Annotated in this window: 22 protein-coding genes; 10 read left to right on the forward strand and 12 right to left on the reverse strand. The window is 71.6% G+C overall.

From position 1 onward, the window contains the following. Nucleotides 1-549, reverse strand: a complete 549-nt coding sequence (locus AC1DIW_RS02545; RefSeq protein WP_478106343.1) for a DUF1990 family protein — start codon at nt 547-549, stop codon at nt 1-3. Between the two features lie 53 nt (nt 550-602). Here AC1DIW_RS02545 and AC1DIW_RS02550 point away from each other — a divergent pair, with 53 nt between their 5' ends. Continuing rightward, nucleotides 603-1421, forward strand: a complete 819-nt coding sequence (locus tag AC1DIW_RS02550) for a hypothetical protein (protein WP_478106344.1) — start codon at nt 603-605, stop codon at nt 1419-1421. Between the two features lie 30 nt (nt 1422-1451). Here AC1DIW_RS02550 and AC1DIW_RS02555 read toward each other — a convergent pair whose 3' ends face one another. Both AC1DIW_RS02555 and AC1DIW_RS02560 read right to left on the reverse strand, forming a co-directional pair. Next, entirely contained in the window at nt 1452-3152 is a 1701-nt protein-coding gene (locus AC1DIW_RS02555) for an aminotransferase class V-fold PLP-dependent enzyme (protein WP_478106345.1), read from the reverse strand. Nucleotides 3153-3244: 92 nt separating this feature from the next. Next, nucleotides 3245-3607, reverse strand: a complete 363-nt coding sequence (locus AC1DIW_RS02560; RefSeq protein WP_442280069.1) for a hypothetical protein — start codon at nt 3605-3607, stop codon at nt 3245-3247. 121 nt (nt 3608-3728) lie between these two features. Here AC1DIW_RS02560 and AC1DIW_RS02565 point away from each other — a divergent pair, with 121 nt between their 5' ends. Continuing rightward, nucleotides 3729-5027, forward strand: a complete 1299-nt coding sequence (locus AC1DIW_RS02565; RefSeq protein WP_478106346.1) for a M16 family metallopeptidase — start codon at nt 3729-3731, stop codon at nt 5025-5027. Beyond that, nucleotides 5024-6412: a M16 family metallopeptidase gene (locus tag AC1DIW_RS02570; RefSeq protein WP_478106347.1), complete on the forward strand. Its 1389-nt coding sequence runs from the start codon at nt 5024-5026 to the stop codon at nt 6410-6412. The genes AC1DIW_RS02565 and AC1DIW_RS02570 overlap by 4 nt, the downstream gene beginning before the upstream one ends. Nucleotides 6413-6429: 17 nt before the next feature. Here the strand turns inward: AC1DIW_RS02570 and AC1DIW_RS02575 are convergent, their stop codons facing one another. The 5 genes from AC1DIW_RS02575 to AC1DIW_RS02595 form a co-directional block, all read right to left on the reverse strand. Continuing rightward, nucleotides 6430-7038, reverse strand: coding sequence for a GNAT family N-acetyltransferase (locus tag AC1DIW_RS02575; RefSeq protein ID WP_478106348.1), 609 nt, complete (start codon nt 7036-7038; stop codon nt 6430-6432). A gap of 55 nt (nt 7039-7093) precedes the next feature. Then, nucleotides 7094-7885: a histidinol-phosphatase gene (gene hisN, locus AC1DIW_RS02580; RefSeq protein ID WP_442280073.1), complete on the reverse strand. Its 792-nt coding sequence runs from the start codon at nt 7883-7885 to the stop codon at nt 7094-7096. Nucleotides 7886-7950: 65 nt separating this feature from the next. Then, nucleotides 7951-8997 carry a ribosome small subunit-dependent GTPase A gene (rsgA, locus tag AC1DIW_RS02585; protein WP_478106349.1) on the reverse strand — a complete coding sequence of 349 codons (1047 nt, stop codon included), beginning with the start codon at nt 8995-8997 and terminating at the stop codon, nt 7951-7953. After that, entirely contained in the window at nt 8994-10352 is a 1359-nt protein-coding gene (gene aroA / locus AC1DIW_RS02590) for a 3-phosphoshikimate 1-carboxyvinyltransferase (protein WP_478106350.1), read from the reverse strand. Before aroA ends, rsgA begins: the two co-directional genes overlap by 4 nt. A gap of 37 nt (nt 10353-10389) precedes the next feature. After that, complete coding sequence (locus AC1DIW_RS02595; RefSeq protein ID WP_478106351.1) at nt 10390-10920, reverse strand: DoxX family membrane protein; 531 nt, start codon at nt 10918-10920, stop codon at nt 10390-10392. A 146-nt stretch (nt 10921-11066) separates the two neighbouring features. Between AC1DIW_RS02595 and AC1DIW_RS02600 the strand changes: the two genes are divergently transcribed. Genes AC1DIW_RS02600 through rsrA form a run of 4 tightly spaced genes read left to right on the forward strand, consistent with a single transcriptional unit; the run spans nt 11067 to nt 13652 of the window. Beyond that, complete coding sequence (locus AC1DIW_RS02600; protein ID WP_478106704.1) at nt 11067-11921, forward strand: SOS response-associated peptidase; 855 nt, start codon at nt 11067-11069, stop codon at nt 11919-11921. Next, nucleotides 11921-12559 (forward strand): alpha/beta hydrolase family protein, encoded by a 639-nt coding sequence (locus AC1DIW_RS02605; RefSeq protein WP_478106705.1) that lies wholly within the window; start codon nt 11921-11923, stop codon nt 12557-12559. The genes AC1DIW_RS02600 and AC1DIW_RS02605 overlap by 1 nt, the downstream gene beginning before the upstream one ends. A 17-nt stretch (nt 12560-12576) precedes the next feature. Next, nucleotides 12577-13356: a sigma-70 family RNA polymerase sigma factor gene (locus AC1DIW_RS02610; RefSeq protein ID WP_478106352.1), complete on the forward strand. Its 780-nt coding sequence runs from the start codon at nt 12577-12579 to the stop codon at nt 13354-13356. Continuing rightward, nucleotides 13353-13652, forward strand: a complete 300-nt coding sequence (rsrA, locus tag AC1DIW_RS02615; protein WP_442280078.1) for a mycothiol system anti-sigma-R factor — start codon at nt 13353-13355, stop codon at nt 13650-13652. Before AC1DIW_RS02610 ends, rsrA begins: the two co-directional genes overlap by 4 nt. Before the next feature lie 105 nt (nt 13653-13757). On the opposite strand, the gene AC1DIW_RS02620 is transcribed toward rsrA, so the two are convergent. Beyond that, on the reverse strand, nt 13758-13832 hold the full coding sequence (locus tag AC1DIW_RS02620) for a 50S ribosomal protein bL37 (protein WP_369791897.1): 75 nt from the start codon (nt 13830-13832) through the stop codon (nt 13758-13760). A 456-nt stretch (nt 13833-14288) separates the two neighbouring features. On the opposite strand from AC1DIW_RS02620, the gene AC1DIW_RS02625 reads away from it, so the two are divergent. From AC1DIW_RS02625 to AC1DIW_RS02635, 3 genes are all read left to right on the forward strand, one after another. Further along, nucleotides 14289-15602, forward strand: coding sequence for an HD-GYP domain-containing protein (locus AC1DIW_RS02625; protein ID WP_442280079.1), 1314 nt, complete (start codon nt 14289-14291; stop codon nt 15600-15602). Beyond that, entirely contained in the window at nt 15599-16885 is a 1287-nt protein-coding gene (locus AC1DIW_RS02630; RefSeq protein ID WP_478106353.1) for an HD-GYP domain-containing protein, read from the forward strand. Before AC1DIW_RS02625 ends, AC1DIW_RS02630 begins: the two co-directional genes overlap by 4 nt. Nucleotides 16886-17057: 172 nt before the next feature. Further along, on the forward strand, nt 17058-18230 hold the full coding sequence (locus tag AC1DIW_RS02635) for an NAD(P)-dependent malic enzyme (RefSeq protein WP_478106354.1): 1173 nt from the start codon (nt 17058-17060) through the stop codon (nt 18228-18230). Here the strand turns inward: AC1DIW_RS02635 and AC1DIW_RS02640 are convergent. The 3 genes from AC1DIW_RS02640 to AC1DIW_RS02650 are packed head-to-tail and all read right to left on the reverse strand — an operon-like array spanning nt 18227 to nt 20278. Continuing rightward, the gene (locus tag AC1DIW_RS02640) at nt 18227-18838 is read right to left on the reverse strand and encodes an energy-coupling factor transporter transmembrane component T family protein (RefSeq protein ID WP_442280082.1); all 612 of its coding nucleotides are present in this window, start codon (nt 18836-18838) and stop codon (nt 18227-18229) included. The two genes, AC1DIW_RS02635 and AC1DIW_RS02640, sit on opposite strands and share 4 nt — an antisense overlap. A gap of 44 nt (nt 18839-18882) precedes the next feature. Further along, nucleotides 18883-19593 carry an energy-coupling factor ABC transporter ATP-binding protein gene (locus tag AC1DIW_RS02645; RefSeq protein WP_442280083.1) on the reverse strand — a complete coding sequence of 237 codons (711 nt, stop codon included), beginning with the start codon at nt 19591-19593 and terminating at the stop codon, nt 18883-18885. Nucleotides 19594-19600: 7 nt separating this feature from the next. Beyond that, nucleotides 19601-20278, reverse strand: coding sequence for a biotin transporter BioY (locus AC1DIW_RS02650; protein WP_478106355.1), 678 nt, complete (start codon nt 20276-20278; stop codon nt 19601-19603). Between the last annotated feature and the right edge of the window lie 46 nt (nt 20279-20324).

Here is a 20324-nt window from a genome sequence, read left to right on the forward strand (position 1 = left end):
TCACACCAGCGATCGCAGCGACCGCACGTAGCGGTCGGTGATGCGCTGCTGGACGATCCGCCCGACGGGCCCAGCGACTCGGGTCAGCATGCCGCCCGGGCGCGAGAAGGCCCGCACCGTGAAGGTCACGACGTCGTCGTCGCCGATCGACACGATGAAGGACTCCTCGCCCGACTCGGGATGTCCGGGCAGCGTCCCGTAGGCGAAGCCGCGACGGCGCGGCTCGTCGAGGACGGCGACGACGCGTACCGGTGCCCGAAGGGACAACGGCCCGAGGCCCATCCGCAGGTCTGCGACCGCGGCAGCGCGGACCTGCGGGCTCGACGGGAGCACCCGCAGACCGGCCCTGCGGTGCACGGCCCATCCGAGCAACGCCACGGCGGATCGCTCGAGGTCGTCGGCCCCCCGACCGATGACGGCCAGACGCCGCAGGTGGTGGTAGCCGGCGGGCAGGCCCTCAACGCCCAGCGTCGCACCCACCTCCGCATAGGTGAGCGGCGCGCGCGTGAGGTCGGCGAGCCGCTCGCCGTCGAGCAGCTGCGCGTCCATGCGCCCACCATGCCCGATCGTGATGGCCCGCGGCGGCTGCCATGCTCGTGCTCATGGTCCGATCGGTCGCCCCGTCTCCGCCGTCGTCAGGAGCCGCGACGACGCGGGGTCGCGCCATGTGGGTCTGGTGCTGGAGCGATGCCGGGTCGGTCGTCCGGTTCGCCCGGACCCATGCAGTGGGCACGCTGTTCGTCGCGGTGCCCGCCGACCTGACGACGAGCCCGAGCCTGACGAGGGTGCACGCCCTCGTGACGCAGGCCCGGTCTGCAGGTCTGCACGTCGACGCCCTCGGCGGCGACCCCGGCTGGGTCGACGACCCGACGTGGGCGGTCGACCGCTGGCTCCGACCGGCCGTCGCGACAGGGCTGTTCACCGGACTGCACGTCGATGTCGAACCGTGGACGACGGCCGCCTGGACCACGCGACGGTCGACGACGATCTCCGCGTACCTCACGCTGCTCGACCGGCTCGGGTCCGCGAGCGGCACCCTCCCGCTCGAGATCGACATCCCTTTCTGGTTCGACCGGATCACGGCACGTGAGCGGTCGATGCTCGACCGGGAGGCGATGAGCCGGGTCTCGGCGGTGACGCTCATGGCCTACCGCGACACCGCGGTCGGCACGGACGGCACCCTCGACGTCGCCGCGGCCGGGCTCGCCGCGGCCGCCGACCAGGGAAGACCGGCCCGCATCGGCCAGGAGACGACGCGGCTCGGGCTCGACCCGACCGAGGTCAAGCAGACCTTCCACGGCCATACCCTGACGCGGATGAACGACCAGCTCGCACAGGTGGATTCGGGAGCCAGCGCATACGAGACGTATGCGGGGGTCGCCATCCACGACTACACAGGGTTTGCCGCCATGACTCCGTGACGGATGCGGAGCACGGCTGAAGGGCGTCGCTCAGCGAGGCAGGCTGCGAATGGGAAGCTCGAACCACCGCAGGTGGTCGAAGTCCACGTTGACGTGGGCCTCGTCGCACGGCTCGGACGACGCCGCGGCGAGGATCGCGCGCGCGTCGGCCAGGTGTCGGGCGAGCGCGTCCTCGCCGGCCCGCTCGTGCTGCGCAGGGTAGGTGAGGTGGCCGTGCTCGAAGCTCACCTGGTGCAGTCGCAGGGGAGGCTCGACCGGACCGTCGTGGTGCTTCCACAGACCCGTCGCCGGCTCGAAGACGTAGTCGCCGAGCAGGCGCCACCCGTCACGGGCCACGAGCCGGACCGCCTCGATGACGTAGTCGGCGACGACGTCGGAGATGAAGTAGTTGAAGTTGACGCGCACCCAGCCGGGCTTGATTCCCTCACAGCCGCGCCCGATCTCGCGCTCGAACTCGTGGGAGCGCTCGAGGTCGATGCCGAGCAGGTAGTGGCCGTAGGGGCCGGCGCACGAACAGCCGCCGCGGGCCTGGATGCCGAAGAGGTCGTTGAGGACGGCGACGACGAAGTTGTGGTGCAGGTAGCGCTCGCCCTGGCCGCGGACGACGAACGACACGATCGACAGCCGCTCGGCGTCGAGGTTGCCCAGGATCTCGATGCCTGGCTCGTCCCGCCAGGCCGCCACGGCGCGCTGGAGGAAGTGGTCCTCCCGGGCGCGGATCGTCGGCGTGCCGACCGCCTGCTTGAGCTTGAAGACGAGACCCGCGCGGATCGCCTCGATGATGGCAGGCGTACCGCCCTCCTCGCGGTGGGCGGGATCGGTCAGGTAGGCGTGGTCGTCGGGGTTGACGTACGCGACGGTGCCGCCACCGGGCACGTCGGGCACCCGGTTGGTCATGAGCTCGCGGCGCACGACGAGGACACCGGGCGTGCTCGGGCCACCGATGAACTTGTGGGGGCTGAGGAACACCGCGTCCTTGTATGCCGCGGGGTCGGCCACTCCGGGTCCGCCACGGCCGTACATCTCGATGTCGACGTAGGGCGCCGCAGCGGCGTAGTCCCAGAAGGCGAGGGCGCCGTGCTCGTGCAGGAGGGAGGAGATCGCGTCGGTGTCGGTGACGATGCCCGTGACGTTGCTCGCGGCCGAGAAGGAGCCGATGAGGAGGGGGCGCTCGGCGTGCTCGACGAGGCGCCGCCGCAGCACCGTGATGTCCACGTGGCCGTCGAGGTCCTGCGGGATGACGACGACGTCGGCCACGCACTCACGCCACATGACCTCGTTGGAGTGGTGCTCATAGGGGCCGATGAAGACGACCGGGCGCTGGTCGGCGGGGACCAGGTCGCTGGCGTGCCAACGGTCCTCGAAGTTCGACGGGATGCGCAGTCCGAGGATGCCCACGAGCTTGTCGATGGCCCCGGTGCAGCCCGAGCCGGCGAAGACGACCACCGTCTCGTCGTCACCGCCGACGGCGTCACGGATGGTGCGACGGGCGTCCTCGCGCAGCCGGGTCGTCTGCAGGCCGGTGCCCGAGCTCTCGGTGTGGGTGTTGGCGTAGCGGGGGAGCACCTCGTCGCGGATGAAGTCCTCGATGAAGGTCAGGCCGCGACCCGAGGCGGTGTAGTCGGCGTAGGTGACCCGCCGCGGGCCGTAGGGCCCGTGCATCACCTGGTCCTCGCCGATGACCCCGGCGCGGATGGTGGCGAGAAGGTCGGTCTCCGCAGCTGCCTCCATGACACCGATCATAGCGGCTGGTGATGCTAATGCCAAAGAGCATAACCAAGTGTTAGGTCATATCCCGCCGATGCGGGGGGCAGGTCCGGCTCCTACTTGGGGTCGGCCACGCAGATGACCGTGCCGGTACCGCCCGAGGAGTCGGCGCTCGTGAAGGCGCCCCGGGCGCCGTGCGCCGAGCAGAGGCGAAGAGCGGCGGCCTCCTCGGTGGACACGTCCTTCTCGATGTAGGAGACGCTGCCGAGCGAGGTCGAGTCCTTGCAGTCGACCTTCTTGAAGTCGTCGGAGCCGACGGCCGCGACGCACTGACCGGTCTGGATGCCGTGGGTGCCGTCGTCGGCGGTGAAGGCACGGAAGAGGAAGAACGCGAGCATCGCCAGGAGGGGAACCGCATAAGGCTTGAGGCGCGAGAGGCGACCGCCCGGAGCGGCAGTGCGGTCGGGGCGGTCGGTCATGGGTGAGTGGCTCCTGACGGGTCGGTGGCGGGTGCGCCGAGCGCATTCTCCACGAAGGTCCGGCCTTGCGGGCGTTCGACGGCCCGTCATCTTCGCGCTCGCGTCGCATAGGGTCGAGCCCGTGACAGCCATCTCCTATCCACTCGCCGAGCGCACGCTCGCCAACGGCCTGCGTGTCATCGTCAGCGAGGACCACACGGTGCCCAACGTCGCGGTGAACCTCTGGGTCGGAGTCGGCTCCCGCCACGAGACGCCAGGTCGCACCGGGTTCGCCCACCTCTTCGAGCACCTGATGTTCCAGGGCAGCCGCAACGTCGCCTCCGGCGAGCACTTCTCGGCCCTGATGGACGAGGGAGCCCGGCTCAACGCGACGACGTGGTTCGACCGCACCAACTACTTCGAGACCGTGCCGACCGGCGCCCTCGAGCTCGCCCTGTGGCTCGAGGCCGACCGCCACGGCCACCTGCTCGACGCGCTGACGCAGGAGAACCTCGACAACCAGCGGGACGTCGTCAAGGAGGAGAAGCGCCAGCGCTACGACAACGTGCCCTACGGGTCGGCCCTCATCGACATCTACGCCACCGTCTTCCCTGAGGACCACCCGTACCACCACCCGACGATCGGGTCGATGGAGGACCTCGACGCCGCCACGCTCGAGGACGTCCACGCCTTCTTCCGGGCGCACTACGGACCCAACAACACCGTCCTCACCCTCGTCGGGGACGTCACCCCGGAGGAGGGCTTCGCCGCCGCCGAGAAGTACTTCGGACCCCTGCCGGCCATCGAGCTGAGCTGCCGTGCTCGACACCCGCAGCTGCCGCCGCTGGCCGAGCCCGTGCGGCTCGACCGGGTCGGTGACGTGCCCAACGACCGGATCTACGTCTCGTTCCGGCTTCCCGTCGACACCACTCCCGAGTACCTCGCCTGCCAGGTCGCCGTCGACGTCCTCGGCGGCCTCGCGAGCTCGCGGCTCGTGCGTCGTCTCGTCCGCACCGACGAGACGGCCGTGGCCGTGGGCGGCTGGACGATGGGCCTCGTCGACGGTTCCGGTCTGGGCACCATCACCGTGGACGTGTCCGCCGGCGCCGACGTCGACGAGGTCGAGTCCGCCGTGTGCGAGGAGATCCGTCGCTTCGTCGAGGAGGGGCCGGATGCCGCGGAGCTGGAGTCCGTCATCGCGGACACGGAGCGTTCGTGGCTCAGCGCCCTCGCCAGCATCGAGGAACGCGCCGACCACATCAGCCACCACGCGCTGCTGACGGGCGACCCGGCATACGTCAACACGTTCGTCGAGCGCATCCGCTCCGTGGCCGCCGAGCAGGCGCGCCTCGCCGCGGCGACCTGGCTCGACCCCGAGGCCCGGGCCGTCGTCCGCTACCTCACCGACCCGACGTCCCAGGACCCCGAGGAGGCCTCATGACCGCCGTCGCCCGCCCCGTCGTCGTCCCACCCGAGCCGTGGGAGTTCCCCGAAGGCAGCACCTACGACCTGCCCAACGGCCTGCGCCTGCTCACCTACGACGTCCCGGGGCAGTACGTCGTGTCGGTCCGGATCGGTGTGCCCGTGTCGTTGCGCGACGAGCCGCGGGAGCGTGAGGGCGTCGCCTCGATCATGGCGCGCACCCTCGACGAGGGCACGGAGAACCACACCGCCGAGGAGTTCGCGCGGCTGCTCGAGCGCAAGGGCGTGAGCTTCGGTGCGGGCATGGCGGACGCGGGCCTGTCCATCGACCTCGATGTCGTCAAGGGCAACCTCGAGCCGGCGCTGGACCTGCTGCGCCAGATCCTCACCGAGCCGACCTTCCCGCAGACCGAGGTCGCCCGCCAGGTCCGCACCCGGATCGCGGAGATCGAGCAGGAGCGCTCGAACGCCGCACACCGGGCCGGGCTCGAGTTCGTCCGCACCTTCTACGCGCCGGAGGACCGGTCGTCCCGACCCACCGGCGGCACCCGCGAGACGGTGTCGTCCATCACCCGCGAGGACGTGGCGGCCTTCCATGCCGAGCACGTCGTCGCTGCGGGCGTGACCCTCGTCGTCGCCGGCGACCTCCGAGGCCTCGACGTGCCGGTGCTCGTCGAGTCGGCTCTGGGCCGCTGGGCGAAGGGCCCCCGCCATCGGGAGCGCCACCTCCAGCACGCCGCCGCCCTCGCACCCGACCGGGGGCGCATCGTGCTCGTGTCGCGACCGGGTTCCGTGCAGACCGAGCTCGTCATCGGAGCGCCTGGTCCGGACCGGTCCGTCGAGGGCGGTTGGGCGCCCTACCCCGTGCTCGGCTTCGTCCTCGGCGGTTCGCCGAACGCCCGCATCGACGCGGTCCTTCGCGAGGAGAAGGGCTACACGTACGGCATCCGCTCGAGCTTCCGTCCCCGTCGCCGCGGTGGCGTGTTCCTCACCTCGGGCTCGGTGCGGGCGGACTCGACCGCGGAGTCGCTGCGGCTATTGGTCGAGATCCTCGACGGCGGCCGAGATGGCTTCACCGACAAGGAGATCCGCTCGGGCGTGGACTTCATCTCCAAGACCGCGCCGGGTCGCTACGCCACGGCCGACGCCATCGCCGACGAAGCCGTCAGCATGGCACTCGACGGTCGCACGACGGCCTTCACCACGGCCAACCTGCGTGACCTCGCGACGGTCGACCGCAGCCGTGTCGACGCGGCCTACGCGCGGTTTGCCGATGGCGCAGGCATCGGAGCTGGCGCTCCGGGCGCCGGGTGGACCATCGTCATGGTCGGGGACGCCACGGCGCAGCTCGACGCGATCAAGGCCCTCGACCTGGGCGAGGTCACCGTCGTCACGGACGCCTGAGCCGGCACGGGGGCCGACTAGGGGCGTGGGTCGAGGGCGCGCTCCATCACGTAGTCGTCCTCGTAGACACCGCCGACGAGGAACCGCTTGGTGCCGACGCGCTCGAAGCCGCTCTTGCCGTAGAAGCGCTGGGCGCGCTCGTTCTGCTGGTTGACGCCCAGCCAGACGCCGGCGGCGCCGGTCGCTCGCGCCCACTCCAGGGCCCGGGCCATGAGGAGCGCGGCCGCGCCCGTGCCGTGGGCCTGTGGCAGCACGTAGATCTTCGACAGCTCGACCGTCGGCCGGAGCCGGATCGTGGCCCGCACGTCGTCGTCCGACGGCTCGCCGCGGACGAGCATGGCGTAGCCCAGCACGGTCCCCCCGGTCTCGGCCAGGAGGACCTGCCGGGTGGGGTCGGCGACGTAGTCGGCGAAGCGCTCGGGGGAGAGGACCTCGTCGACGAACGCCTCGACCCGGTCCCGGGTCATCGACGGTGGGCACGCGAGCTCGAACGTCGCGGCCGCGACGGCGGCGACCGGAGAGACGTCCGCCGCGCCGGCAGGGCGGACCGTCGCTCTGGAGACAGGGACGGAGACAGGGACGGAGACGGGGACAGAGGCAGTGCTGTCGGTGGGTCCGGTGCTCATGCCGAAAGGCTAGGCCTGGCACGGTACCCCGCCCAGTGCCGACCACCCAGCGGTCTCAGGCCGGCGACGTGCCGATGCGTGAGAGCACCTCGTCGTGCAGCAGGCCGTTGGTCGCGAGCGCGTTGCCGCTCCAGCAGCCGTCCCGCCCGTCGAGGCCGGTGAAGCGGCCGCCGGCCTCCTCGACGATCGCGACGAGCGCCGCCATGTCGTGGACGGCGAGCTCGGGCTCGGCCGCGATGTCGGCGGCACCCTCGGCGACGAGCATGTAGGACCAGAAGTCACCGTAGGCGCGCGTGCGCCAGCAGTCGTCCATGAGGTCGAGGAAGTCGTCACGTCGCCCGCGCACGCGCCAGCCGGCCAGTGAGGAGTACGACAGGGACGCGTCGCCGAGCCTGCCGACCTGCGACACGGAGATGCGTCGGGCCGACGACAGCGAGCGGCCGGTCCAGGCGCCGGAGCCGGTCGCCGCCCACCAGCGACGCTGCAGGGCTGGCGCCGCGACGAGGCCGAGCACGGGCACGTTGTCGACGACGAGGCCGATGAGCGTGGCCCACACGGGCACTCCACGCACGAAGTTCTTCGTGCCGTCGATCGGGTCGATGATCCAGCGGCGGGGACCGTGACCGGTCGTCTCGAACTCCTCACCCTCCACGGCGTCGCGTGGTCGGGTGCGCTTGAGCTGGTGCCGGACGAGCTCCTCGGCCGCGCGGTCGGCGTCGGTGACGGGCGTGAGGTCCGGCTTGCTCTCCACGACGAGATCGGCTGCGCGGAAGCGTGCCATCGTCACCCGCTCGACGGCATCCGCCAGGACGTGGGCCAGACGGAGGTCATCGTCGTAGGAGGTCACCGGGTCAACCTAGCGGCATCGGCCCGAGCGGGGGAGCGCGGCCCGAGGGCGTATGCCGCTGCCCCTCAGTGATCCTCGGTCGTGCTCCGGCTGCTGAGCAGGCGACGCAACGACTCCAGCCGTGAGGCGCCGGCGGGCCCGGCGTGGCCCTCGGCGACCCAGGCGTCGAGCGCGCACTCCTCCTCGTCGTGGGTGCACCCGCGAGGGCAGCCTTCCGTGCCCGCTGCGAGGTCGGGGAAGTGGTCGATGATCCGGTCGACGTCGATGTGGGCCAGTCCGAACGAGCGGATGCCGGGCGTGTCGATGACCCAGCCGTCGTCCGAACCGTCGGCGCCGCGCAGGCGCAGCGCCACGGCATTCGTCGACGTGTGTCGGCCACGGCCGGTCGTGTCGTTGACGATGCCCGTCGCCCGCAGGGCTCCCGGCACGAGGCCGTTGACGAGCGTGCTCTTGCCGACGCCGGAGTGGCCCACGAGGACGGAGACCTTGCCGGAGAGCTTGGCGCGCAGGGCGTCCAGTCCGGAGAAGTTTCCGTCCTTCCACGAGGTCACGACGTGCTCGACCTCGAGCGGCGTGTAGTTGGCGAGGAACTCGGTGGGGTCCACGAGGTCGGCCTTGGTCAGGGCGAGCAGCGGCACGAGGTCGGCGTCGTAGGCCGCGACGAGGCACCGGTCGACCATCCGTGGACGGGGCTCCGGGTCGGCGAGCGCCGTGACGATGACGAGCTGGTCGGCGTTGGCGACGATGATGCGCTCGTAGGGGTCGGTGTCGTCGGCCGTGCGGCGCAGCACCGAGCGGCGCTCCTCGATGCGCACGATGCGCGCCAGGGCGTCCGGTCCGCCCGCGAGGTCGCCGACGAGAGCGACGTCGTCTCCGACCACGACGCGGGTGCGGCCGATCTCGCGGGCCTTCATCGCCGTGACGACACGCTCGGGTTCCTTCTTGCCGAGCGAGCCCTTGGGGATCAGGCACGTGTAGCGACCGCGGTCGACGCCGATGACCATGGCGACGACCGCGTCGACGTGGGCGGGGCGTTCCTTCGTTCGGGGCCTGGACCCCTTGCGGCTCGGACGGACCCGGATGTCACCCTCGTCGAGGTCCCGCCAGCTCATCGCGCCCGCACCGCCGGGCCGGAGCGGTCGAGCATGCCCTGCCACAGCCCCACGAAGTCGGGGAGGGTCTTGCGCGTCGTCCCGATGTCCTCGACGTGCACGCCCGGCACGCGCAGTCCGATGATCGCCCCGGCGGTGGCCATCCGGTGGTCGTGGTAGCTGCGGAAACGCCCGCCGTGCAAGGGCGCCGGCGCGATGCGCAGGCCGTCCTCGGTCTCGGCCACCTGCGCGCCGAGGCCGCTGAGCTCCGCGGTGAGTGCCGCGAGCCGGTCCGTCTCGTGTCCACGGATGTGCGCGACACCCCGGATCCACGTCGGAGTCGACGCGAGAGCGGCGAGAGCTGCGACCGTGGGTGTCAGCTCGGCCGCATCGTGCAGGTCGATGTCGATGCCGACGAGCTCCCCACTGCCGATGACGGTGAGCCCAGCGCGGTCGAGCCGCACGTCGGCGCCCATCGTGTCGAGGATCTCGCGGAGGAGGTCACCGGCCTGGGTGGTGTGCTGCGGCCACCCCGGTACGCGGACCGTGCCGCCCGCGACGAGGGCCGCGCCGACGAAGGGCCCGGCGTTGGAGAGGTCCGGCTCGACCGACACGTCGAGGGCGTTGATCTCGGACGGCTCGACGCGCCACCTGTTGGGCTCGCTGTCGTCGACGATCGCGCCGGCGTCGCGGAGGGTCTCGACCGTCATCAGGATGTGGGGCTCGCTCGGCACGGGCTTGCCGTCGTGGTGCACGGTGACGCCCTCGTCGTAGCGGGCTCCGGCGAGCAGGAGGGCGGAGATGAACTGCGAGGACGCCGACGCGTCCATCGTCACGTCACCGCCGGTCACGCGACCCCGACCGTTGACCGTCACCGGCAGGTGTCCGGCGTCGTCGTCGAGGTCGGCCCCGAGCACCCGCAGTGCGCTGATGACGGGCCCCATGGGGCGCACCCGTGCCTGCGGGTCGCCGTCGAGCCGGACCGGCCCATCGGCCAGGGCCGCCACCGCCGGCAGGAACCGCATGACGGTGCCGGCCAGTCCGCAGTCGATGCTGACGTCACCGGTCAACGTCTCGGGTGGGGTGACCACCCAGTCTGGGACCTCGCCGGCCACGGACTCGCCCTCCGCGGCGACGTCGTCGATGCGCACCCCCAGGGAGCGCAGCGCGTCGGCCATCAGCAACGTGTCGCGCGACCGCAGCGGCGCTCGCAGCCTTGAGCGCTCGGTCGCCAGTGCTGCCAGGACGAGGTAGCGGTTCGTCAGGGACTTGCTCCCGGGGAGCACCACCGTGGCATCGAGCGGACCGCGAGCGACCGGGGCCGCCCAGTCCGGCTCCGCCGTCAGGATGGCGCGGTCAGGGGGGCCAGTCGTCACGGACGTCGGGCGAGGGGATGGTTCTGCGGGACTCAAGTCAGCTCACGACGTCCTGGGCTCGGCGGGCCAGCAGACGGGCCTCGCGCTTGGCGGTCCGCTGGGCGTGGCGGGCTTCGCGACGGGTCGTCTTCGTGGCGTGCTGGGCGCGCCACGCGAGGCCCGGGCGCCCCTCCGTGTCGACGGCTGCGAGGAGCAGACCGCCCAGCAGGCCGACGTTCTTGAGGAAGAGGCTGCGGCTCTGTGCCTTGCGCGCGGGGTCGGTCTCCTCCCAGAACGCGTGCTCGATGGCCGTGGTCGGGACGATGGACGCCGCGAGCACGGTCGAGGCCAGACGCGGCATACGCCCCGTTGCGAGGAGGAGGCCACCGCCCAGCAGCGCCGCGCCGTTGACCCGGACGAAGAGGTCGGGATCCTTCGCGGCGACCTCGACCCCGGGGACCTGGTCGGGCACCTTCTGGAGCAGGTGGGCGGCCTGGTCGGTGCGCGCTGCGGGGTTGCGCAGCGCTTCCACGCCGGCGGCGACGAAGACGGACGCGAGCAGCGGACGGGCGAGACGGCGGACGATCATGCGATTTCCTCCTCTGGCCGCAGAGCGCCGGAGCGCGTCGTGGCCATCGTGGACGTGTGGGCACCTACGGTATCGACATACCCGCAGCACACGGGACGACGCCCACGCCCGTCCGCTCGAGGTCGCCCCGGCATACGCTGTGGCTCATGTGTGGGAGGTATGCCGCGAGCGCGCGGCCCGACGAGCTCATCGAGGCCTTCGACGTCGAGCAGGACCACACTGGAGAGCCCTCGCGCAGCGTGCTCAAGAACCCCCAGACCCCGTCCCCCGGAGAGCCCGACTGGAACATGGCGCCGTCCAAGCAGGCGCCCGTCGTCCTGACGCGCCGGCCACGGAGCGAGGACGCGAGCGACGACCACGGCGGGGAGGCCCACCCGCTCCGCCAGCTCCGTCTCCTCACCTGGGGGCTCGTGCCGGCCTGGTCCAAGGACGTCAAGATGGGTCTGCGCATGACCAACGCCCGCGCCGAGTCGGTCCTCGGCAAGGGCGCCTTCGCCAAGGCCGCGCTCTCGCGGCGGTGCATCGTCCCGGCGGAGGGCTGGTACGAGTGGCAGGTGTCTCCGACCGCCCTCGACTCCAAGGGCAAGCCGCGCAAGCAACCCTTCTTCATCCACCGGGCCGACGGGGCTCCCGTCGCGTTCGCAGGTCTCTACGAGTTCTGGCGCGACAGGGAGCTGCCCGACGGCGACCCTGGCGCGTGGCTCACGACGTTCACCATCATCACGACCGCGGCCGATCCCGGCATGGACCGCATCCACGACCGCCAGCCCCTCGTCCTCGAGCCCGAACAGTGGGAGCAGTGGCTCGACCCCGACGAGAAGGACCCCGCCTACGTCCAGGAGGTCCTCGGCTTCGCCGCACCCGGTCGCTTCGAGGCGCACCCCGTGAGTCGCGCCGTCGGCGCGACGCGCAACAACGGACCCGCCCTCGTCGAGCCCGTCCCCGAGTCCGAGCTCGAGGGCGTCGTCGACCCCATGACGGGCGAGGTGGTCGGCGCGTGATGGCCCCGATCCGGGTGTCGGTCCGCGAGATCGAGACGCCGGGCGGCCCCGGACGCGCCCACGTCCAGCGCCCGCCCGGCGCGCGCGGCACCGTCGTCCTCGGGCACGGCGCCGGGGGAGGCCTCGGCGCGATCGACCTCGCCCTCGCTCGTGAGGTGCTGGTCGGGGCGGGATGGGCCGTCGTGCTCGTCGAGCAGCCGTGGCTCGTGGCGGGGCGCAAGGTGGCCGGGCGACCACCGACCCTCGACGCCGCCTGGGTGCCCATCGTCGAGGCGCTCGTCACCGGCCGGGGACGGCTGCCGAGACCGCTCGTCGTCGGGGGCCGCAGTGCCGGGGCGCGGGTCGCGTGCCGCACGGCCGGGCCGCTCGAGGCCGACGCGGCGCTCCTGCTCAGCTTCCCCCTCCACCTGCCCGGGCAACCCGACCGGCTCCGTGCCCACGAGCTCGCCCTGGCGCCCGATCCGTCGTGGGTCGTGCAGGGCACGCGCGACGCCTTCGGCACCCCGGACGAGGTCCGCCCTCACCTGCCCCGTGGGACCGAGCTCCTCGAGGTGCCCGGCGCCCACAGCTTCCCCAAGAGCTCACGCAGCGCCCTCACCGAGGCGCTCACGAGGATCGCGGGAATGCTCCCCGGCTAGGTGTCGTTGCAGGGAGCATGGTCACCTGCCCCACCCGTGCGCCCGAGAGCAGCACGACCGCTGCCTCCGTGCGCGGTCTGCTCGCACAGCCCACCGGTCTAGGCTGGGAGGCGATGGCAAAGGACAAGAAGACCGATTCGAGCGCCGCCCTGCGGCTCGCGGACCCCGAGGACCTCGCCCGCGCCGACGCGAGCGTCGACGTGGCCAGCGAGAGTGAGACCCAGCGGCGGGCGCGCTTCGAGCGTGAGGCGATGCCGCTGCTCGACCAGCTCTACAGCGCCGCGCTGCGCACGACACGCAACCCGAGCGACGCCGAGGACCTCGTCCAGGAGACGTTCGCGAAGGCATACGCCGCGTTCCACCAGTACAAGCCGGGGACCAACCTCAAGGCGTGGATGTACCGCATCCTCACCAACACCTACATCAACAGCTACCGCAAGAAGCAGCGGCAGCCCCTCGAGTCGGACGCGGCGCAGATCGAGGACTACCAGCTGGCGCGGGCCGAGTCGCACACGTCGGTGGGCCTGCGCTCCGCCGAGGCGGAGGCGCTCGACCACCTCCCGGACAGCGACGTCAAGCGCGCCCTCCAGGCGATCCCCGAGGAGTTCCGTCTCGCGGTGTACTTCGCCGACGTCGAGGGCTACTCCTACAAGGAGATCGCCGAGATCATGGACACGCCCATCGGCACCGTCATGAGCCGTCTGCACCGCGGCCGGCGCCAGCTGCGAGAGCTGCTCTCGGAGTATGCCGCCGAGCGCGGTTTCGTCGCCGCAGGCACGGAAGGAGGCCAGTCATGAGTGACCAGACGACGGACAGGCCCGACCCGTCGGGGGGTGCGGGGACGCACACCGACTGCTCCGAGGCCCTGCTGCGCGTCTACGAGTACCTCGACGGCGAGCTCGGCCCCGACGAGGTGGCGAAGATCCAGGCCCACCTCGACGAGTGCGGCCCGTGCCTCAAGGAATACGACCTCGACACGACCCTCAAGTCGCTCATCAAGCGGTCCTGCGAGTCCGAGCAGGCCCCGGAGGCGCTGCGCCTGACGATCATGTCGCGCATCTCCATGACCGTCATCCAGGTCGACCGCGGCTGAAAGACCTGGTGCTCGTCACCGGCAGAACGGTTCGGGCAGCACGACCTCGGAAACGACGAAGGCCCGCCCCGAACTGATCGGGTGCGGGCCTTTGACGTCTGCGGCTCAGGCGTTGGGCTTGCGGCCGTGGTTGGCGGCGTTGCCCTTGCGGGAGCGGCGCTTGCGGGCGCGCTTGCTCATCGTCGGCTCTCCTTGGTCCTGCGGATGCTTCGCACCCGACGGGCACGAAGCCCCGATTCTTCCACACGGGCCCTCAACCGCCCAATTCGGAGACAGGGTTGCGTCCCCGACCGTAAAATCTTGGTATAGATCCGTCCGAAACGCGCCGGATGTACTTCCGTGCGCTCGCGCGGTTTGAGATTGTGGGGTAGAGGGAAACCTCAGTTGTTCTGTGCTGCCGCGAGCAACGCCCCTCCATGGCGCACGCATCCGGAACATCGACGCTATCTAGGAGCCCCCAATGTTCGCTGCCCTGCTGTCCGCCCTTGCCTCCAACGACTTCATGACCCGAGCGATGGCATCGCTCGCCAACACCTGGACGTGGGGCCCCTGAGGCACCCTGCTCTTGTCGCACCAGTTCGGTCCCGCTTCCCACCGCGGTTGCGGGACCGATCTGTTGTGTCTTACCTGTAGTCCGTGAAAGACACACCCGCCCAGCGAGCCTCGTCGCCCCGGCTGCTCTGCTACGTCGCCCTCGTCTGCGTCGTGTCAGTCGTCCTCGGGGTGCTGGCCTGGGCCTACGGCCGCCACCCTGAGGCCGGTCCGCTCCTGCTGCTGTCGGCCATGGGTGTGCTGAGCTACACCCTCCGCGAGCCCACAGTCACCTCGCGCATAGGCTTCTCGTTCCTGTCGATCATCCTGCTCGCCTCAGGAGCGATCCTCGGCCCCTTCGGCGCGTGGCTCGTCGGGCTCGCGTCACAGAGCATCGAGCGTGAGTCCCGCATGAGGTGGTACCACCGTGCCTTCAACATCGCGATGAACGGCCTCATCGGTGTGGCCGGCGCCATGGCCTACATCCTGTGCGGGGGCGTCGCGTCGCTCCAGTCGGTCAGCGGCTTCCCCGACCTGGTCAGGCAAGTGGGGCTGCCGCTCATCGTCGCCGACGTGGTCCAGTGCCTGACCAACGCGTTCCTCGTGGCCGGCGCCGTGACCTTCGACCAGCAGGTCCCGTTCTGGGTCTTCGTCCGCCGCATCCTCGTCAGCTCCGGGGTCGCCTACATCGGCTACGGCGTCATCGGGTTCCTCTTCGTCATCCTCTGGTACCCCGCCGGGCTCGGCGCGTTCAGTGCGTTCCTCGTCATGGCGCCCCTGCTCGCGGCCCGGTGGGCCTTCGTCCAGTTCGGTGAGGAGCTGCGCTCCCACGAACGGGTCGTCGAGACGCTCGTCACCGCGCTGGGCACCAAGGAGCCGGCCGCGGTCGAGCGGAGCGCCCGGGTCGCCCAGCTGGCCGAGTGGACGGCTGAGGAGCTCGGTCTGGGGCCCCGACAGATCGCCACCGTCCGCTACACGGCCACGCTCCACGAGGTGGGCCATCTCGGGGTGCCCGCGCGGCTGCTGAGACGGTCCCCTGAAGCCATCAGCGCGGCGGAGCGTCGCGCCATCGACCGGCACTGCGTCGCGGGAGCCCGCATGATCGAGGGCATCGACTTCCTCGAGGACGCCCGTTCCGGCATTCGTCACCAGCACGAGCGATTCGACGGCGGCGGTAGTCCCGACGGCCTCGCGGGGCAGGAGATCCCGGTCGCCGCCCGCATCGTGGCCGTGGCGGCTGCGGTGGAGGCCCTGATGCCGGGACCGGTGGACGTGACACTCCCGGCGCGCGTCGTCGATGCTGCACGCCTGCTCCGCTCTGATCCCGGTCGTTTCGACCCGGCGGTCGGGGCGGCGACGATCGAGGCCCTCGGGAAGCACGGCTGGCCCAGTGGTGTGGGCACCGGGGTGGCAACGTGAACGGCACCCTTCGTCGCGAGCCGGTCGCGCTGCTGGTCGGCCTCCTGGGCCTGGTGACGACCGCCCTGCTCACCCTGGTCGATCGCGACCTCCCCGAGGGCGGCGACGTCGGGGTCGTCTCCGTCTTCGCCCTCATGATCGTGCTGGGGGAGTGGTTCCGGCTGTCCGCTCCTGGCTTCCGTGGCTCGGCGCCCATCGCCACGGCCGCGGCGTTCGGTCTCGCCCTGACCACGGAGGTGCCGGCCGGGCACTTCGTCGGCTACGGGGCCGCCTTCGTCCTGGCCGTCACCGCCGTCGCCATGGTGATCGCCACGGCCACCCGGGTGCTGGCCGGGCGGGAGGTCAGTCTCGTCGAGACCACGGGCCGCTTCGTGGCCACTGCCGTCGTGACGGTCGTCTATCGCAACGTCTACCTGGGCCAGTCGCCCGGCACCGAGGCGCCCTCAGACGCGCTCCCGCCGTGGCAGCGGGCCGCCCTGATGCTCGGCATCTCGGTCCTTGCCCTCGTCGCGGACACGCTCTTCACCTCGGTGCTCCGCGCCCTGTCCGCGACCGCCAACCTCCGGCGCACGTTCGTCGAGGAGGTCCGCTCGTCGTTCGCGATGTCGATGGCGGTCGCCGTCACCGGGGTGCTCATCGCGCTCGCAGCCCCGCCCATGGGGATCGCGTCGGTGCCGCTCTTCCTCATGCCGCTCGTCCTCACCCTCTTCGCGTTCCGCCGTTACGTCAGCATCCGGGCCACCTACCTCCAGAGCGTCCGCACCCTCTCGCGGCTGACGGACGTAGCGGGCTACACCCCGGCGGGCCACTCCGAGCGGGTGGCTGCCCTCTCGGTCCGGGTCGGGCGCGAGCTCGGGCTCTCCGAGCGCGAGCTGCTCGACCTCGAGTACGCCGCCCTGCTGCACGACATCGGTCAGGTCGCCCTCGTCGAGCCGATCCCGGGCGGCGCCACGGTCCTCGCGGCACCGGCCGACCAGCGCCGCATCGAGGCCGACACGGTGGCGATCGTCCGCGAGACCGGTGTCTTCGACGGGGCAGCCCGGATCCTGGAGCACCAGACCACGCCCTACCGCCAGGTGCGCGAGCTCGGCGAGGAGATCCCGCTGACGAGCCGCATCGTCAAGGTCGTCAACGCCTACGAGGACCTCACGGCCGGTGCGCGCAGCGCACGGGCGCGAGAGGCCGCCGTCGAACGCATCTACCTCGGTCTGGGCTACGAGTACGACCCGCGCGTCGTCGATGCGCTGCTCACGTCGATCGGCAACGGGTCAGCCCAGGCCTGAGAGAGCCGTCACACCGCCGCGTCACCCCTTGGGTGGTGGCCGCTGGCGTGCCATCATGGCCACTTCGGGCAACCCCCGTCGCGAGAACGAGCATGCAGGCCAGACCCCCGGCGCTGTTCCACCAGTGAGGGCGCCTGCCCTCATCGTCTTCTGCGAACGAGGTGCTTCCAGCATGAGTGCGTTGCCCATCACCCGGCTCTTCGACCCGAGCGACCCGGTGTTCCGGGTCCACGAGGGCGGGAAGCTCGGGGTGCACGCCACGTCGGCCCTCCGGGACGCCGACGATCTCTCCCTCCTCTACACCCCTGGTGTCGCCCAGGTCTCCCGGGCCATAGCGGCCGACCCCGCGCTGGCCACGGTCTACACGAGCCGTCGCAACACGGTCGCCGTCGTCAGCGACGGCACCGCGGTCCTCGGCCTGGGGGACGTGGGTCCACTCGCCGCCATGCCGGTCATGGAGGGCAAGGCGGTGCTCTTCAAGCACTTCGCCGACGTCGACGCCGTGCCCCTCTGCATGGAGACCGGCAGCGTCGAGGAGATCGTCGACGCGGTGGTGCGGATCGCCCCGACCTACGGCGGCATCAACCTCGAGGACATCTCGGCTCCGCGCTGCTTCGAGATCGAGCGTCGGCTCCAGGCCCGTCTCGACATCCCGGTCTTCCACGACGACCAGCACGGGACGGCGATCGTTGCGCTCGCTGCCCTGCTGGGCGCCGTGCGGGTCGTCGGCAAGGACCTCGCGGACCTCACCGTCGTGGTGTCGGGGGCGGGGGCTGCCGGCGTCGCAGTGAGCCGCATCCTCGTCGCGGCCGGGGTGGGCGATGTCGTCGTCGTCGACTCGCGCGGCGTGCTCGGACCGGACCGCGAGGACCTCGTCGCGCACAAGCGGGAGCTGCGAGATCTCACGAACCGGCGTGGGGTCACCGGCACGATCGGTGACGCCCTCTCCGCCGCCGACGTCCTCATCGGCGTCTCCGGCGGCACGGTGCTCGAGCGCGACCTCATGCGGATGGCTCCGCGAGCCATCATCTTCGCCCTCGCGAACCCCGACCCCGAGGTGCACCCGGAGGTGGCTGCCAGCTTCGCCGAGGTGGTGGCGACCGGCCGCTCGGACTTCCCGAACCAGATCAACAACGTGCTCGCCTTCCCCGGGATCTTCCGTGGCGCCCTGGACTCGGGCGCGCGCCGGATCACCGAGGAGATGAAGCTCGCAGCCGCGTATGCCATCGCCGGGCTCGTCGACGAGCCGACCGCCGACCGGATCGTGCCGAGCGTCTTCGACGAGCGGGTGGCGCCGGCCGTGGCCGCCGCGGTGGCGGGCCAGGTCGCCGAGACCGCGCGCTAACCCGGCCGGGCGCTCCCGGTCCGACCCGGGCCGGGAGCGTCGTCACCGGGGTCGGTGAGCCCCCGCGCCGCCAGCGCCTCGCCGGTGGAGCGCGCGAACGCCACGACATGCACGACCGTCGGCACGACCACGGCTCGCGGGTTCCGGTCGAGGCCGCGGGCGCGGGCCGACTCGCGCACGCTCGAGAACGAGCCGGCCACCCAGGGCACCGAACGCACGACGACACCGAGCGTCAGTGCCACGACCTCGGGGTCGACGACACGGCGGAGCGGCCGCGCAGCGCGCACCGCGCCGTCGAGCAGGTCGGTGACCGGCGTCGTGGCGGTGAGGATCCCGGCCGCGACGAACGCGTTGACGATGCCGAGGACGACGCGAACGGCATACGCCAGGTCGTGGGACCACCACTGGAAGGCCAGGAGGAGGACGAGGACCGGCAGCAGGCCGCGCATCGAGCGCAGCAGGCGGCGTGCGGGCAGCCGGGTCACGACCACGACCCCTGCGAGCGCGGCCGTGACGAGCGCCAGGGGCCACACCGACGCAGCGACCCATGGCAGGACCCCGACGGCGAGGACGCCGGCGAGCTTGGCCCACAAAGGCATTCGGTGCACGACGGAGGCGCCTGGGACGTGGGCGGTGAACAGTCCCGGCTCTCTCACGGCTCGTCGACCAGTCGGACGTAGCGCTCCACGGCCGCTGCAGGGTCACCGTCGAAGACGACCTGTCCCTCGTCGACGACGAGGGTGCGCTCGGAGGCTGCGGCGAGGTCGAGGTCATGGGTCGCGAGAACGACGGTCTGGGGCAGGGCGTCGAGCAGCGCGTGCAGGCGGAGGGTGTTGCGGCGGTCGAGGAGGGTGGTCGGCTCGTCGAGCACCAGCAGGTCCGGGTCGGTCGCGAGGACGACGGCGAGGGCCATCAGCTGGCGCTCACCCCCGGACAGGTCGTAGACGCTCTGGTCGGCGAGGTGGGTCAGCCCGAAGCGCTCGAGCACCTGCTCGGCCGCGGCTCGACGATCGCTGCGTGACCGGTGCAGGCGCCGGAGCGAGAGCTCGACGTCCTCCCGGCCCGTCGGCATGACGAGCTGCGAGATCGGGTCGGTGAAGGCGAACGCCACGTGTCGGCGCACCCGTGCCCCGTCGCGCACCGTGTCGAGGCCGTCCACGGTGACCGCACCCGCGCTGGGGGACACGAGGCCGTTGAGCAGGCGGAGCAGGGTCGACTTGCCGGACCCGTTGGCGCCGATGACGGTGACCCGACGCTGTGTCAGGACGAGGTCCACGGGACCGAGGATGCGACGCGTCCGTCGGTCCGGGGAGCCGTCCACCGGCACGGTGACCGTGGCCCCGTCGAGCCGTACCTCCGTCACTGAGGGATCACGCGCGCGGGCGCAGGAGCACGTCCGAGAAGGCGCGGTGCACGGCGACCGCGGCCACGACCGCGACGACGTCCTTGACCAGGTCTCCGGGCAGGAAGGGCAGGTCGGCGCTCACCGCGGCCGAGAGCGGCAGCCGGAGGTTGACCATGAGTCCCACGATGCCGAGCGCGTGGACGACGACGACGGTGGTGGCGAACGACGCGACGAGCAACAGGGGCACCCAGAGCGCCTGGCGTGCCCGCCGGACGACCACCCGCGCCGCGAGCCCGACGACGAGGGCCGCCACGACGAACGACACGAGGTATCCGGCCGTCGGCCCGCTCAGCACCTGCAGGCCGGACTGGCCGCGGCTGAAGACGGGCAGCCCGACGAAGCCCAGGAGCAGGTACTGCAGGACCGCGAGGCCGCCGCGGAACGGGCCGAGCACGAGGCCGGTGAGCATCACGGCCAGGGTCTGCAGGGTGATCGGCACGCCGACCCCGCCGAGCGGGACACCGGGCACGATTGCAGCCGCCACGAGCAGCGCCGTGAAGACGGCCACGAGGGCCACCGACTGCGCATCGACGCCTCGACCAGCCGGACGGTCCGGGACGGACGACGAGGTCTCGGGTGCACGGCCGCGGGGCGCCGCAGGTCCCGGCTGTGCTGGGCTGCGCACGGGCGTGTTGTCTGTCACGGGCAGGACCCTACCGGTGTCCACGGCGGTCACCGGTCACTATGGT

This window comes from Terrabacter sp. 01T434 (assembly GCF_056398545.1).